At 69.7% G+C, this 15,537-nt stretch carries 13 protein-coding genes; 7 read left to right on the top strand and 6 right to left on the bottom strand.

Annotated features, from left to right (window positions below):
• Window positions 1-77 precede the first annotated feature (77 nt).
• Complete coding sequence (locus tag DEI91_RS08025; RefSeq protein WP_111051794.1) at window positions 78-677, top strand: biotin transporter BioY; 600 nt, start codon at window positions 78-80, stop codon at window positions 675-677.
• A 133-nt stretch (window positions 678-810) separates the two neighbouring features.
• Here the strand turns inward: DEI91_RS08025 and DEI91_RS08020 are convergent, their stop codons facing one another.
• The 5 genes from DEI91_RS08020 to sufB are packed head-to-tail and all read right to left on the bottom strand — an operon-like array spanning window position 811 to window position 5,007.
• The gene (locus DEI91_RS08020; RefSeq protein WP_110825214.1) at window positions 811-1,140 is read right to left on the bottom strand and encodes a metal-sulfur cluster assembly factor; all 330 of its coding nucleotides are present in this window, start codon (window positions 1,138-1,140) and stop codon (window positions 811-813) included.
• A gap of 2 nt (window positions 1,141-1,142) precedes the next feature.
• Window positions 1,143-1,913, bottom strand: a complete 771-nt coding sequence (sufC, locus tag DEI91_RS08015) for a Fe-S cluster assembly ATPase SufC (protein ID WP_111051793.1) — start codon at window positions 1,911-1,913, stop codon at window positions 1,143-1,145.
• Between the two features lie 56 nt (window positions 1,914-1,969).
• The gene (locus tag DEI91_RS08010) at window positions 1,970-2,299 is read right to left on the bottom strand and encodes a non-heme iron oxygenase ferredoxin subunit (protein ID WP_111051792.1); all 330 of its coding nucleotides are present in this window, start codon (window positions 2,297-2,299) and stop codon (window positions 1,970-1,972) included.
• Complete coding sequence (gene sufD, locus DEI91_RS08005; protein WP_111051791.1) at window positions 2,296-3,588, bottom strand: Fe-S cluster assembly protein SufD; 1,293 nt, start codon at window positions 3,586-3,588, stop codon at window positions 2,296-2,298. Before sufD ends, DEI91_RS08010 begins: the two co-directional genes overlap by 4 nt.
• Window positions 3,589-5,007, bottom strand: a complete 1,419-nt coding sequence (gene sufB, locus DEI91_RS08000; protein ID WP_111051917.1) for a Fe-S cluster assembly protein SufB — start codon at window positions 5,005-5,007, stop codon at window positions 3,589-3,591.
• A gap of 250 nt (window positions 5,008-5,257) precedes the next feature.
• Here sufB and DEI91_RS07995 point away from each other — a divergent pair, with 250 nt between their 5' ends.
• The gene (locus tag DEI91_RS07995) at window positions 5,258-6,223 is read left to right on the top strand and encodes a heme A synthase (protein ID WP_111051790.1); all 966 of its coding nucleotides are present in this window, start codon (window positions 5,258-5,260) and stop codon (window positions 6,221-6,223) included.
• A gap of 477 nt (window positions 6,224-6,700) precedes the next feature.
• On the opposite strand, the gene DEI91_RS07990 is transcribed toward DEI91_RS07995, so the two are convergent.
• Window positions 6,701-7,678, bottom strand: coding sequence for a heme o synthase (locus DEI91_RS07990; protein ID WP_111051789.1), 978 nt, complete (start codon window positions 7,676-7,678; stop codon window positions 6,701-6,703).
• Window positions 7,679-8,064: 386 nt separating this feature from the next.
• Between DEI91_RS07990 and tkt the strand changes: the two genes are divergently transcribed.
• The 5 genes from tkt to DEI91_RS07965 all read left to right on the top strand — a co-directional run bounded on the left by tkt (window position 8,065) and on the right by DEI91_RS07965 (window position 15,526).
• Complete coding sequence (gene tkt / locus DEI91_RS07985) at window positions 8,065-10,161, top strand: transketolase (RefSeq protein ID WP_111051788.1); 2,097 nt, start codon at window positions 8,065-8,067, stop codon at window positions 10,159-10,161.
• Window positions 10,162-10,312: 151 nt separating this feature from the next.
• A complete protein-coding gene (gene tal, locus DEI91_RS07980; protein ID WP_111051787.1) occupies window positions 10,313-11,425 on the top strand; it encodes a transaldolase in 1,113 nt (370 codons plus the stop codon).
• 2 nt (window positions 11,426-11,427) lie between these two features.
• Window positions 11,428-13,026 (top strand): glucose-6-phosphate isomerase, encoded by a 1,599-nt coding sequence (locus DEI91_RS07975; protein WP_111051786.1) that lies wholly within the window; start codon window positions 11,428-11,430, stop codon window positions 13,024-13,026.
• 20 nt (window positions 13,027-13,046) lie between these two features.
• Window positions 13,047-14,585 carry a glucose-6-phosphate dehydrogenase gene (gene zwf, locus DEI91_RS07970; RefSeq protein ID WP_111051785.1) on the top strand — a complete coding sequence of 513 codons (1,539 nt, stop codon included), beginning with the start codon at window positions 13,047-13,049 and terminating at the stop codon, window positions 14,583-14,585.
• Complete coding sequence (locus tag DEI91_RS07965; protein WP_111051784.1) at window positions 14,582-15,526, top strand: glucose-6-phosphate dehydrogenase assembly protein OpcA; 945 nt, start codon at window positions 14,582-14,584, stop codon at window positions 15,524-15,526. The genes zwf and DEI91_RS07965 overlap by 4 nt, the downstream gene beginning before the upstream one ends.
• Window positions 15,527-15,537 lie beyond the last annotated feature (11 nt).

Below are 15,537 nucleotides of genomic sequence, written 5' to 3'. Positions count from 1 at the left end.
TGTGTGCGGGAGGTGCACCGCTACGCTGACGGGACCGATGGTCCGAAACGGACCAGCAGTCCATTCTAGGAGAATCCATGACGAACGCCACCGGGTTCGCTCCCCGCGCAGTCCTCGCCGACCGTCTGCGCACGCACGGCCTCGCCACCGACGCCGCGCTCGTCGCCGGCGGCGCCCTGTTCACGGCCGTACTGGCCCAGGTCGAGGTACCGATGTGGCCGGTCCCCGTCACCGGACAGACCCTGGCCGTCGTGCTCGTCGGGGCGACCCTCGGAGCGCGCCGCGGTGTCCTGTCGATGCTCGTCTACGCGATCGCCGGTCTCGCCGGTGCTCCGTTCTTCGCCGACATGAACGGCGGCCTGCAGGCGCTCACCCTGCCGAGCTTCGGGTACGTCATCGGGTTCATCCCGGCCGCGGCACTCATCGGCTGGCTCGCCCGCCGGAACTGGGACCGCAAGGTCGGTCGTGCCGTCCTGGCGTTCACCCTCGCGAGTGCGGTCCCGTTCGTGACCGGCCTGCCGTACCTCGCCGTCGTGCTCGGTCAGCTCGGTGCCCCGAACGACCCGCAGTCCGTCCTCGCGGCCGGTCTGTACCCGTTCATCGTCGGCGGGATCGCGAAGGCGCTCATCGCTGCCGGCGTGCTGCCCCTGGTGTGGAAGGCCGTCGGCCGCCGCTGAGGCACCGCGGCGACACGAGGGCCCCACACCGTCACTCCGGTGCGGGGCCCTCGTGCGCGGCGGGCACGGCCCCACGACGGACGGGAGGCCCGGTACCAGCTGGTACCGGGCCTCCCGTCGTGCGTCTGGTCGGCTAGATCGAGAAGCCGAGGGCCCGCATCATCTCGCGGCCGTCGTCCGTGATCCGCTCCGGACCCCACGGCGGCATCCACACCCAGTTGATGCGGAAGGCGTCGACGATGCCGTCGAGGGCGTTCGCCGTGTCGTTCTCGATGACGTCGGTCAGGGGGCACCCTGCGCTCGTCAGCGTCATGCTGATGATGAGGGCGCTGGCCTCGTCGTCCCAGGCGAGGTCGTAGATCAGGCCGAGGTCGACGATGTTGACGCCGAGCTCCGGGTCCTGGACCTCCTTCAGGCCCTCGACGACCTCGTCGAACTTCTCAGGGGCGAGTGTCGTGATCATCGTCACTCCGCCGTCGCCGCAGCGGCCTGCACGTAGCGGTCGTAGCCCTCGTTCTCGAGGCGCTCGGCCAGCTCCGGACCGCCCTGCTCGGCGACCTTGCCCGCGACGAACACGTGCACGAAGTCCGGCGTGATGTACCGGAGGATGCGCGTGTAGTGGGTGATGAGCAGCACGCCGAGTCCGGTCGCGGCCTTGGCGCGGTTGACACCCTCCGAGACGATCTTGAGCGCGTCGACGTCGAGACCCGAGTCGGTCTCGTCGAGCACCGCGAACTTCGGCTTGAGGAGCTCGAGCTGCATGATCTCGTGGCGCTTCTTCTCGCCGCCGGAGAACCCCTCGTTGACGTTGCGCTCAGCGAACGACGGGTCCATCTTGAGGTCGGCCATCGACGAGCGGAGGTCCTTGACCCAGCCGCGGAGCGCCGGTGCCTCGCCGTCGATCGCGGTCTTCGCGGTGCGCAGGAAGTTCGACACCGTCACGCCGGGGATCTCGACCGGGTACTGCATGGCGAGGAACATGCCCGCCCGTGCGCGCTCGTCGACGCTCATGGCGAGCACGTCCTCACCGTCGAGCGTGATCGACCCACCGGTGACGTGGTACCGCGGGTGCCCGGCGATCGTGTAGGCGAGGGTCGACTTCCCGGAGCCGTTCGGGCCCATGATCGCGTGGATCTCGCCCTCGTTGATCGTCAGGTCGACGCCCTTGAGGATCTCCTTCGTGCCCTGGTCGGTGTCGATCGAGACCTGCAGGTCGCGGATTTCGAGAGTGGACATTGCGTTCCTTCGGTCGTGGCTAGGGTGCGGCGTCAGCCGCGGGAGAAGTGGACGGGTCAGTCGACGGGGACCGGGTCGTGGACGTCGACGTACACGTCGCCGTCCCGCACCTCGACCCGGAAGACCGGGACCGGCTCGTACGCCGGGAAGTTCTTCGGCTTGCCGGTCGTCAGGGAGAACTGCGAGCCGTGCGCCCAGCACTCCAGCGAGTCGTCCTCGACGAAGCCCTCGGACAGCGAGATCTCCCCGTGCGTGCAGGTGTCGCCGATGGCGTGCACCGTGCCCGCCGAGTCCTTGACGATCGCGACCGCCGTGCCGCCGACGACGACGCGCATCGGGCTGTCGACGGCGATGTCGGCTTCGGCGCAGACCTTCTCGGCCATCAGGCGTCCGTTCCGGTCGAATCGACGCCGACCAGGTCGGCGGCGGGTCCGGCGAGGACCGTGCGCCCCTCGGCCAGTTCCTGCTCGACCGCGGCGATCAGACGCTCCTCGAGCGCAGGTGCGCCGATCTTCTGGATGACCTCGACGAGGAAGCCGAGGACGACGAGGCGACGCGCTTCCTCCTCGGGGATGCCACGGGCCTGCAGGTAGAAGAGCTGCTCGTCGTCGAAGCGGCCGGTGGCGCTGGCGTGGCCCGCACCCTCGATGTCGCCGGTCTCGATCTCGAGGTTCGGGATGCTGTCCGCACGAGTGCCGTCGGTGAGCACGAGGTTGCGGTTCTGCTCGTAGGAGTCGGTGCCCGGAGCCGTCCGACCGATGAGGACGTCACCGATCCACACCGTGTGGGCTCCCGCACCCTGCAGTGCGCCCTTGTAGTTGACCCGGCTGCGGGTGTTGGGAGCGTCGTGGTCCACGTAGACCTGCTGCTCGATGTACTGCCCGGCGTCCGCGAAGTACACCCCGTACATCTCCGCATCGGCGCCCTGGGCGCCGAGGTGCGTCGACGGGTTGACCCGGACGACGTCCCCGCCGAGCGAGACGACCACGTGCTTGAGGAAGGCGTCCCGCCCGACCTCGGCGAAGTGGGTCGACACGTGCACGGCGTCGTCGTCCCAGTCCTGCACGGTGACGACGGTCAGGCGCGCGCCGTCCCGCACGACGATCTCGAGGTTCTCGCTGAGCAGCGCCGTCCCCCGGTTGTCGATCACGACGATGCCCTCGGCGTGCTGCTCCGCCGTGATGACGGTGTGCGCAGCTCGCGGCTGGCTCCCGAAGTCCGACCGCGTGACCGTGATGAACTCGTGCTCGTCGGTCGCCTTCACGGTGATCGCGAGGACGGCGTCACGCGCGCTCCAGGCAGCGGCTGCCGCCCGGTCCTCCGGGAGGCCGGCACCACCGACGCGGGGGTCGTCGCTCCGACCCCACTCGACGTCGGCGCCGGCGGACTGGGTCGCGAGGAAGGGGTACGCCGAGCCGTCCAGCGCACGCTCGAGGAGCGGCCGGATCTTGTCGAGCGGGGCGAACTTCCAGTTGACCTCGCGGCCGGTCACGGCGGGGAAGGCGTCGACGTCGCCCGAGCGGAACCGCTCGGAGCGCGTCTGCACCGGCACCTTCGTGTCCCAGCCGCCGTCCGAGTGCGCCCGGGCGCCGTGCTGGTCCGTGCCGCCCGACGAGAGCGTGCTCGCGGGCTCCGTCGGCTGGTCGATGTGGGGAGGAGGGGTGGTGCTGGACATCTAGCCGACGGATCCTTCCATGCTCATCTCGATGAGCTTGTTGAGTTCGAGTGCGTACTCCATCGGGAGCTCGCGAGCGATCGGCTCGATGAACCCGCGCACGATCATCGCCATGGCCTCGTCCTCGGGCATGCCGCGGGACATGAGGTAGAACAGCTGCTCTTCGCTGACGCGGGAGACCGTCGCCTCGTGCCCGAGCTGCACGTCATCGACGCGGATGTCGATCGCCGGGTAGGTGTCACTGCGCGAGACGGTGTCGACGAGCAGGGCGTCGCAGCGGACCGTGTTGGCCGAGTGGTGCGCGGCCGGGTCGACACGGACCTCGCCGCGGTACCCGGCACGACCGCCACCACGGGCGATCGACTTCGAGACGATCGACGACGTCGTGTACGGCGCCATGTGGATCATCTTCGCGCCGGCGTCCTGGTGCTGCCCCGGACCGGCGAAGGCGACCGAGAGGGTCTCGCCCTTGGCGTGCTCGCCGGCGAGGTAGATCGACGGGTACTTCATCGTGACCTTGGACCCGATGTTGCCGTCGATCCACTCCATCGTCGCGCCTTCGTGTGCGATCGCACGCTTGGTGACGAGGTTGTAGACGTTGTTCGACCAGTTCTGGATCGTCGTGTAGCGCACGCGGGCGTTCTTCTTCACGATGATCTCGACGACGGCCGAGTGCAGCGAGTCCGACTTGTAGATCGGGGCGGTGCAGCCCTCGATGTAGTGGATGTAGGAGTCCTCGTCCGCGATGATCAGCGTCCGCTCGAACTGGCCCATGTTCTCGGTGTTGATCCGGAAGTAGGCCTGCAGCGGGATCTCGACGTGGACGCCCTTCGGGACGTAGACGAACGAGCCGCCCGACCACACGGCCGTGTTCAGCGCGGCGAACTTGTTGTCGCCGGACGGGATCACGGTGCCGAAGTACTCCTGGAACAGCTCCGGGTGCTCACGGAGCGCCGTGTCGGTGTCCATGAAGATGACGCCCTGCTGCTCCAGGTCCTCGCGGATCTGGTGGTACACGACCTCGGACTCGTACTGCGCGGCGACGCCGGCGACGAGACGCTGCCGCTCGGCCTCGGGGATGCCCAGGCGCTCGTACGTCGTGCGGATGTCCTCGGGGAGGTCCTCCCACGACGCGGCCTGGTTCTCCGTCGACTTCACGAAGTACTTGATGTTGTCGAAGTCGATGTCCGACAGGTCGGCACCCCACGCGGGCATCGGCTTGCGGTCGAAGATCTTCAGCGCCTTGAGGCGGTTCGCCCGCATCCACTCCGGTTCGCCCTTGCGCTCGGAGATGTCGGTGACGACCTCGTCCGAGAGCCCGCGGCGCGCGGAGGCACCGGCAGCGTCGGAGTCGGCCCAGCCGAATTCGTACTGGCCGAGCCCTTCGAGTTCTGGACGGTCGATGAGCACGTCGGACATGGTCTCCTCGTTTCCTTCTCGCAACAGCGTCTCCGGGGTGAACCCGGTGGTGTCGGACACCATTCCACCGCGGACCGCCGACACGACGGCCCGGGTGTTGCTGCCTCGCAACGTCGATGCTTCCACGCAGTCCTGGCATCGAGCGGCGATCACGGCCCATTCGGAGCCGGCGCCTGCCTAGACTTGACTGCTGCTGAACCCTCGAATCCTACAGGTCCAGGGCCCGGAACAACAGGAAGGCACCACCCTCGTGACTCGCGTCGCACCGTCCGTCGAGCAGGACAGCCCGACCTCGACCCGCTGGTGGTCGCTCCCCCGGGCCGTGGACCGCCGCGTCGTCGCCCTCGCCTGGGCCTCCTTCGTCGTCGAGGTCGTCCTCATCGGCACCGGTGGGCTCGTCCGCCTCACCGCGTCCGGTCTCGGGTGCCCCACCTGGCCGAAGTGCACGACGGACTCGCTCGTGTCGACGCCCGAGATGGGCATCCACGGGGTCATCGAGTTCGGCAACCGGCTGCTGACGTTCGTGCTCGTCATCGTCGCGATCGCGATGTTCCTGGCCGTCGTCCGGATGCGGAAGACCCGCCCCGAACTGTTCTGGCTGGCGTTCGCCCAGGGCGCAGCGATCCCGGTGCAGGCCGTGATCGGCGGCGTGTCGGTGATCACGAACCTCAACCCGTACGTGGTCGGACTGCACTTCGTCGTGTCCGCCGTGCTCACGAGCGTCACCGCTGCCCTCGTGTACCGCTCGGTCAACGGACCGCGGGTCCGCGACCGGATCGTCCCGCCGTGGTACCTCGGCGTCGTCCGGGGCGCGGTCGCTGCCGTCGCGGTGACGGTCCTGGTCGGCATCCTCACGACCGGCAGTGGCCCGCACGCCGGGGCGAGCGAACGTGTCGACGGTGGGGCCCTGCACCGGACCGGCTTCGACACCGAGCTCCTGCAGCACCTGCACGCGGTCCCCGCCTACGTCACGTTCGCGCTCACCCTGGTCCTGGTCATCGGTGCGGTGCGGCTCCGGATGTCGAGTCGTGCAGCGCTCCTGCTGCTCGTGGTCGAGTTCGTGCAGATCGCCGTCGGACTCACCCAGGCGAAGACCGGCCTGCCCGTCGGGCTCGTCGGCGCCCACATGGTGCTCGCCGGTCTGCTCGTCGCGGCGATGACCGCCGTGGTGCTGTCCACGCGGTCGAGCGCCGGCCGGTACGCCGTCAGCGCCTGACGCAGCCCACGCGCCGCACACACCGACGCGTCCGACGCGCCGACGCGCCCGACGCACCCGACGCGCTCGACGCGGCACCCGGCGATCCGTGCGACCCCAGGCCGTCGCCGCGTCGTCCCTGTCGGGAGGCCACGGTCGCCCGGACCGACCACGTCCGGACCGCAGCGTCGACGGTGTGTGCGCCAGGGCCTCCCGGTCGAGGGCCCGCTCGCACCGGCTCGCAGTGTCGCCGCGTGCCGTCGTGCTGCCGTGGGCTCACCCGCCACCGGCCAGCGGGGTGCTGTGGAGGCACGCCGCGCCGGGCAGGCGCGCTCCGCGGAGGAGGGCTCGCTCCGCCGAGACCGGCTCCGCCGAGGAACTGTGCGGTCCGTCGCACCCCGACGGACCGATCGACCCGCGGAACGGAGCGGGGACCACAGGACCTGCGGACGACGACGGGCCCGGTCCCCGTCGGAGGCCGGGCCCGTCGCGACGGCGTCAGATGGTGAAGGTGAAGACCTGCGGCAGCAGCGGGTCGATGCCCACGGCGATGAAGAGCAGCGTCAGGTAGGTGATCGAGCTGCGGAAGACGCGCATCGGCTGCACCTGCTCCATGTGCTGGATCGCCCGGTTGTACAGCAGGTGCGACTCCACGACGAACCAGATCCCGGCTGCGAGCGCGACCACCGTGTACAGCGGCCCCATGTTCGCCACGGGGACGAGCAGCAGCGAGCACACCAGCGTCGCCCAGGCGTACAGCACGACCTGGAGCCCGACGACGGTGCGACCACGGACGACCGCGAGCATCGGGACGTCGGCGGCGTCGTAGTCGTCGCGGTACTTCATCGACAGCGGCCAGTAGTGCGGGGGCGTCCAGAGGAAGATGACCATGAACAGGATCACCGGCGCCCACGTCAGCGACCCGGTGACGGCCGCCCACCCGATGAGCACCGGCATGCAGCCCGCGGACCCGCCCCAGACGATGTTCTGCGGGGTACGGCGCTTGAGCCAGAGCGTGTACACGAAGACGTAGATGAGGATCGCGGCGATGCTCAGCGCAGCGGCGAGCCAGTTCACGAAGACGACGAGGACCACCGTCGACGCGATGCCGAGAGCCCACGAGAACACGAGCGCCTCGCGGTCGGAGAGCTCACCCGTCACCAGCGGTCGCGTGCTCGTGCGCTTCATCAGGCGGTCGATGTCGCGGTCGATGTAACAGTTGAAGGCCGAGGCCGAGCCGGCGGACATCGCGCCGCCGAGCATCGTCCAGAAGACGAGCCACAGGTCGGGCACGCCGCGTTCGGCGAGGAACATCGTCGGCGCCGTCGTGACGAGCAGCAGCTCCATGACGCGCGGCTTGGTGAGCGAGACGTACGCCCGGACCTTGCGGGACAGCATCGACCGACGAACGGTGTCTGGCCTGGTCACGGTGGCAGTCGGCAAGGGAACCTCAGTCTGTTTCGCTGCAGTCCGCATGCTCGGGTGGACGTCACCGTCGGCGTCCGGGCATGCGTGTCCGCGGGGTGATCGCGGGTCACCGACAGTTTACGGGATGGACGGAGCCGCGACGATGTCCCGCTGCCGCGTCCGGGTCGGATCTGCAGGCTGTCCACAGCACGGCCCACCCCGTCAGCCGACCCGCGTGCCACGGTCTCCACGGCCCGCCGGTCACCTGGACACCTTCTGAGTGCCGGTTCACTATGCTGGAGAGGCCCTCCCGCAGCGTGCCCCGATGACGTCGGCCGCGTTCGAGCCGGTCGGCTGCCGGCAACGGCACCGCGACGGAGCCCCGGGTCGGCAACATGTCCGTGCGATGGCACGAGCCCTCGCACATGTCGCATCAATGAAGGGTCAACATCCAAGTGGCTGAATTCACCTGGGACGCCATCGACCGGAAGGCCGTCGACACGGCCCGCGTCCTCGCCGCCGACTCTGTCGAGGCGGCCGGCAACGGTCACCCCGGCACCGCGATGAGCCTCGCGCCGCTGGCTCACCTCCTGTTCCAGAAGGTGATGCGCCGCGACCCGAGCGACTCCACGTGGATCGGCCGCGACCGCTTCATCCTCTCGGCGGGCCACGCCTCGATCCTGCAGTACGTGCAGTTCTACCTGCACGGCTACGGCCTCGAGCTCGACGACCTGCAGCACCTGCGCAAGTGGGGCTCGAAGACCCCGGGCCACCCGGAGTACGGCCACACCGACGGCGTCGAGATCACCACCGGCCCGCTCGGCCAGGGCCTCGCCTCCTCTGTCGGCTTCGCCTACGCGCAGCGCTTCGAGCGCGGCCTGTTCGACCCCGAGACTCCGGCGGGCCAGTCGCCGTTCGACCACTACACCTACGTGATCGCCGGTGACGGTGACATGCAGGAGGGCGTCACGAACGAGGCCGCGAGCCTCGCCGGCCGCCAGCAGCTCGGCAACCTCATCGCGTTCTACGACTCGAACCAGATCTCGATCGAGGACGACACCGACATCGCGTTCTCCGAGGACGTCCACGCCCGCTACGAGGCGCTCGGCTGGCACGTCCAGGTCGTCGACTGGAAGAAGACCGGCGAGTACAGCGAGGACGCCGAGGCGCTCTTCGCCGCCGTCGAGGCCGCCAAGCAGGTCACCGACAAGCCGTCGCTCATCGTCCTCAAGACGATCATCGGGTGGCCGTCGCCGACCAAGCAGAACTCCGGCAAGATCCACGGTTCCGCGCTCGGCGCCGACGAGCTGAAGGGCCTCAAGGAGGTCCTCGGCTTCGACCCGGAGAAGACCTTCGACGTCGACCCCGAGGTCCTCGACTACACCCGTGGCGCGATCGCCAAGGGCCAGGCCGAGCACGCCGAGTGGCAGAAGTCGTTCGACGCGTGGGCAGCGGCCAACGCCGACAAGAAGGCGCTGTTCGACCGCGTCCAGGCGAAGGAGCTCCCGGAGGGCCTCGAGGCCGCGCTCCCGGTCTTCACCTCGGAGAAGGCCGTCTCGACCCGCGCCGCCTCCGGCAAGGTCATCAACGCCATCGCACCGCTCATGCCCGAGTTCTGGGGTGGGTCGGCCGACCTCGCCGAGTCGAACCTCACCACCATCGAGGACGGCCGTTCCTTCGGTCCTGCCGAGGCCACGACGAAGACCTGGACCACCGACCCGTTCGGCCGCGTCCTGCACTTCGGCATCCGCGAGCACGCCATGGGTTCGATCCTCAACGGCATCGTCCTGCACGGGAACACCCGCCCCTTCGGTGGGACGTTCCTGATCTTCAGCGACTACATGCGTCCGGCGGTCCGTCTCGCCGCCCTCATGAAGGCCCCCGCGATCTACGTCTGGACCCACGACTCCATCGCCCTCGGCGAGGACGGCCCGACGCACCAGCCGGTCGAGCAGATCAGCGCCCTCCGCGCGATCCCGGGCCTGGACGTCGTCCGCCCCGCGGACGCCAACGAGGTCGCCTACGCCTGGCTCGAGATGCTCAAGCACCAGGACCGCCCGGCCGGCATCGCGCTGAGCCGTCAGAACCTCCCGGTCTTCGAGCGCGGCGAGGGCGACGCCTCCGGCGAGACGCTCGCCTCGGCGAAGAACGTCGCCAAGGGCGCCTACGTCCTGGCAGAGGCCCCGAACGGCACGCCGGACGTCATCCTCATCGCCACCGGCTCCGAGGTGCAGATCGCGCTCGACGCCCGTGAGCAGCTCAAGGGCGAGGGCGTCAACGCCCGCGTCGTGTCGGCTCCGTCGCTCGAGTGGTTCCACGAGCAGGACGAGGCGTACCGCGAGTCGGTCCTGCCGAAGGCCGTCAAGGCCCGCGTCTCGGTCGAGGCCGGGATCGCGATGAGCTGGCGCGACATCGTGGGCGACGCCGGCCGCAGCGTGTCGATCGAGCACTTCGGTGCCTCGGCCGACTACCAGAAGCTGTTCGAGGAGTTCGGCTTCACGACCGAGCACGTCATCTCGGCGGCCAAGGAATCGATCGCAGCAGCCTCCTGACCCCCTGGGCCGGGTCCGGACTCCGGGCCCGGCCCTTCCGCACGGGAGGCCCGCAGCGACTCCGCCGCGGACCTCCCGTCCCGGGGCCACGGCCCCCGCACAGACCCCGGCTGCAGCAGCCGACGAACGAAACGAAGAAGAGAAGAAGCGAATGACTGACACCACTCCCACCGAAGCCCTCTCCGCCGTCGGCGTGAGCATCTGGCTCGACGACCTGTCCCGCGAGCTCCTTGAGACCGGCCGTCTCGAGAACCTCATCGCGGACCGCAACGTCGTCGGCGTCACCACCAACCCGACGATCTTCGCCTCGGCCCTCGCCAAGGGCGAGCGCTACGACGCGCAGGTCAAGGAGCTGGCCGCGGCCGGCACCGACGTGACCAACGCGATCTTCGAGATCACGACGCGTGACGTCGCCGACGCGTCCGACATCTTCGCCCCGATCTACGCCTCCTCGAACGGCTTCGACGGCCGCGTCTCCATCGAGGTCGAGCCGGGTCTCGCGCACGACACGGCGAAGACCATCGAGCAGGCGAAGTTCCTGTTCGACAAGGTCGGCAAGGAGAACGTCCTCATCAAGATCCCGGCGACGGTCGACGGCCTCGAGGCCATCACCGAGGTCATCGGTGCGGGCATCTCGGTCAACGTCACCCTGATCTTCTCGCTCGAGCGCTACCGCGCCGTGATCGACGCCTACCTCGGTGGGCTCGAGAAGGCCAAGGCCGCCGGCCACGACCTCTCCAAGATCCACTCCGTCGCCTCGTTCTTCGTCTCGCGCGTCGACTCCGAGATCGACAAGCGCCTCGACGCGATCGGCACCGACGAGGCCACCGCGCTGAAGTCGAAGGCCGGCATCGCCAACGCGCAGCTCGCGTACCAGGTCTGGACCCAGGCCTTCGCGACCGAGCGTGCCCTCGGCCTGCTCGAGTCCGGCGCGAACACGCAGCGTCCGCTCTGGGCCTCGACCGGCGTCAAGGACCCGTCGCTGCCCGACACGCTGTACGTGACCGAGCTCGCCGCCCCGAACACCGTCAACACGATGCCCGGGAAGACCCTCGAGGCCACGTTCGACCACGGTGAGGTCCACGGCGACGCGATCGCCGGCACCTTCGACGACGCGAACCAGGTCATGGACCAGCTCGCCGCCGTCGGTGTCGACTACGACGACGTCGTCGCGCTCCTCGAGAAGGAAGCCGTCGAGAAGTTCAACGTCTCGTGGGGCGAGCTCGTCGACACGGTCCAGACCGCGCTCGAGAACGCCAAGTAGGAGTGACCGTCTCCATCGCCGCCAGCGGTGACGCGGCGCGGGCCATCGACACGGTGGTCCCGCGCCTCGTCGCCGACCTGGTGGCGTCCGGGATCACCGCGCAGGACGCCGCCCTCTGGGGTCCCGACGCGGAGGACGAGGCGTCGCGACGGCTCGGCTGGGTGGAGGCGGTCTCCGTCTCCCGTCCGCTCGTCGCCGAGGTCGCCGCGCTCCGTGAGCAGCTGCTCGCCCAGGGCGTCGACCGGGTCGTGCTGGCGGGGATGGGCGGCTCGTCGCTCGCACCCGAGGTCATCACCCGGACGGCCGGGGTCCCGCTCGTCGTCCTCGACTCCACCGACCCCGCGCAGGTGCGCGCGGCGCTGACCGACCTCGAGCGCACGGTGCTCGTGGTGTCGTCGAAGTCCGGATCGACCGTCGAGACCGACTCGCAGCGTCGGGTCTTCGAGCAGGCGTTCCAGGACGCCGGCATCGACCCCGCTGGACGGATCGTCGTCGTCACCGACCCGGGCTCCGCGCTCGAGTCGACGGCACGCGAAGCCGGGTACCGCGTCTTCACCGCCGACCCGTCCGTCGGCGGCCGGTACTCCGCGCTGACGGCGTTCGGGCTCGTCCCCGCCGGCCTCGCCGGAGCCGACATCGCCGAGTTGCTCGACGAGGCCGACGCCATCTCGGTGCTCCTCGCGGTCGACACCGACGAGAACCCCGGCCTCGTGCTCGGGGCCGTCCTGGGCGGGACCGCTCCCCTGCGGGACAAGATCGGGATCGTCGCCGACGGCACGCACATCCTCGGTCTCGGTGACTGGATCGAACAACTCCTCGCCGAGTCGACGGGCAAGGACGGCCGCGGTCTCCTGCCGGTCGTCCTCGACCTCGACTCCCCCGAGGTGACCGCGGGTCTGTCCGACCTGCAGGTCGTCCGGCTGGTCGGTTCCCGCGAGGACGAACGGCACGTCGCGGCCGGCGAGCTCGAGATCACGGGCACGCTCGGCGGGCAGTTCCTCGTCTGGGAGTACGCGGTCGCGGTCGCCGGACGCCTGCTCGGGATCAACCCGTTCGACCAGCCCGACGTCGAGGCCGCGAAGGTCGCCGCACGCGCCCTGCTCGACGCCCCCACGTCCACAACCGCCCTCCCCGCGTTCGAGGAGGACGGCATCGCCGTCTCCGCAGCCGGCGGACTCGAGACCGGCGCGTCGCTCACCCAGGCCGTGTCGAGCCTCCTGGCCGCCGTCGGCGAGGACGGCTACCTGGCCGTGCAGGCCTACGTGGACCGCACCGCGGGCCACGGCCTGGAGGCCCTCCGTGACCTCCTCGCCGAGCGCACCGGTCGTCCCGTCACCTTCGGGTACGGACCCCGGTTCCTGCACTCCACCGGCCAGTACCACAAGGGCGGTCCCGCGAACGGCGTCTTCCTGCAGATCGTCTCCGACGAGCAGGACGACCTGGCCGTCCCCGGCCGCCCCTTCACCTTCGGTCGGCTCATCCGAGCCCAGGCCGCCGGCGACGCGAGCGTCCTCGCCGAACACGGCCGCCCGGTGCTGACCCTGTCGACGCGGGACCTCTCCGCAGCGACGGCGGTCGTCACGGCTGCAGTCACCACCTGATTCACAAGGAGTTCACCGACATGTCACCGGTGGCGATCACCCCGGAACACAACCCGCTCCGGCTGCCCACGGACCGTCGACTGAACCGGATCGCGGGTCCCAGCACCCTCATCATCTTCGGAGTCACGGGAGACCTCTCCCGGAAGAAGCTGATGCCCGCGGTCTACGACCTCGCCAACCGGGGGCTCCTGCCTCCCGGTTTCGCGCTGGTCGGGTTCGCTCGGCGCGACTGGGAGGACCAGGACTTCTCCCAGCTCGTCCACGACGCCGTCAAGGAGCACTCGCGGACCCCGTTCGACGAGGACGTCTGGCGTCAACTCGAACAGGGCATCCGCTTCGTCCAGGGGTCGTTCGACGACCCCGAGGCGTTCACGCTCCTCAAGGAGACGGTCGACACGCTGGACGCCGAACGCGGCACCCTCGGGAACCACGCGTTCTACCTGTCCATCCCGCCGAAGATGTTCCCGGTCGTCACCGAGCAGCTCAAGCTGTCCGGCCTGACCGAGAAGCGCGACGGGTCGTGGAGCCGCGTCGTGGTCGAGAAGCCGTTCGGCTCCGACCTCCGCACGGCCCGCGAACTGAACGCGATCGTCGAGAGCGTCTTCGCGCCGGACGACGTCTTCCGCATCGACCACTACCTCGGCAAGGAGACCGTCCAGAACCTCCTGACGCTCCGGTTCGCGAACCAGATGTACGAACCCATCTGGAACTCGAACTACGTCGACCACGTGCAGATCACGATGGCCGAGGACATCGGGGTCGCGGGACGTGCCGCCTACTACGACGGCATCGGTGCAGCGCGGGACGTCATCCAGAACCACCTGCTCCAGCTCCTCGCCCTCACGGCGATGGAGGAACCGGTGTCGTTCAAGGCCGGCCACCTCCGCGCCGAGAAGGAGAAGGTGCTCTCCGCGGTCCGGCTCCCCGAGGACCTGTCCACGGCGACCAGCCGCGGCCAGTACGCCGGTGGCTGGCAGGGCGGCGAGAAGGTGCTCGGCTTCCTCGAGGAAGCGGGCATGAACCCCGAGTCCACGACCGAGACCTACGCAGCCATCCGGCTCGACATCGCGACCCGCCGCTGGCAGGGTGTCCCGTTCTACCTGCGGGCCGGCAAGCGTCTCGGTCGCCGCGTCACCGAGATCGCGATCGTGTTCAAGCGCGTCCCGGAGGACGTGTTCGGCATCGAGCAGTCCCCGCTCGGGCAGAACGCGCTCGTCATCCGCGTGCAGCCGGACGAGGGCGTCACGCTCCGGTTCGGCTCGAAGGTCCCCGGCGTCGGGACGCAGGTCCGCGACGTGACGATGGACTTCGGCTACGGCCACGCGTTCACCGAGGCCTCCCCCGAGGCCTACGAACGGCTCATCCTCGACGTGCTCCTCGGTGACCCGCCGCTGTTCCCGCGGCACCAGGAGGTCGAGCTGTCCTGGAAGATCCTCGACCCGATCGAGGAGTTCTGGCGGACACAGGGCCAGCCCGAACAGTACCGTCCCGGCACCTGGGGCCCGGCTTCGGCCGACGAGCTCCTCGCCCGCGACGGTCGGACCTGGAGGCGTCCATGAAGATCGACCTGCCGAACACCACCGTGTCGAAGATCCAGAAGACCCTGGTGCACATCCGCGAGGAGGGCGGCGCCGTCGCCCTCGGTCGCGTGCTGACCCTCGTCGTCTCGACCGCCCTCGGGCGCGAGGAAGAGGCGATCGAGGCGGCGAACCAGGCGTCCCGGGAACACCCGATGCGCGTCGTGATCGTCTCGAGGAACGAGGGCGACGTCGCGTCGCCCGGTCGCCTCGACGCGCAGATCCGCGTCGGCAGCGACGCGGGCGCCAGTGAGGTCATCGTCCTCCGGGCCTACGGCGAGACCGGGTCGGACGAGGAGAGCCTGGTCACCGGGTTGCTGCTCCCCGACGCGCCCGTCGTGGCCTGGTGGCCGGAAGCCGCGCCGGAGAAGCCGTCGGTCTCGCCGCTCGGTCGCATCGCCCAGCGCCGGATCACCGACGCCGCCGCGCAGAAGGACCCGAACGCCGCCATCATGGCGCTCGCGGACTCCTACGCACCCGGCGACACGGACTTCGCGTGGACCCGGCTCACGCTGTGGCGGAACCAGCTCGCCGCAGCGCTCGACCAGCCGCCGTTCGAGCCGATCACCGCGGTGGAGGTCACCGGCGCCTTCGACAGCCCGTCGACGGTGCTCCTCGCCGCCTGGCTCGGACTGCAGCTGCAGGTCCCGGTCGAGGTGTCGACCTCGCCCCGCGCCACCGGTTCGAGCGGCATCCACGGTGTGAAGCTCGTACGCGACTCCGGCACCATCGAGCTCGAGCGGTCGCTGGTCGACGTGGCGACGCTGTCGATGCCCGGACAGCCGACGCACGACCTGTCCCTGCCGCGCCGCAACCTGCGCGACTGCCTGGCCGAGGAACTCCGTAGACTCGACCCGGACGTCCTCTTCGGAGACGTCGTCAAGCACGGGGTGGCCAAGCTCCGCGAACGCATCGCGGGCTGACCACCGCCACG

Source organism: Curtobacterium sp. MCBD17_032 (assembly GCF_003234855.1).
In the GTDB taxonomy this organism is placed as follows: Bacteria; Actinomycetota; Actinomycetes; order Actinomycetales; family Microbacteriaceae; genus Curtobacterium.
Note: the sequence above shows the minus strand (reverse complement) of the source record. Positions and strands in the feature narration are given on the sequence as shown.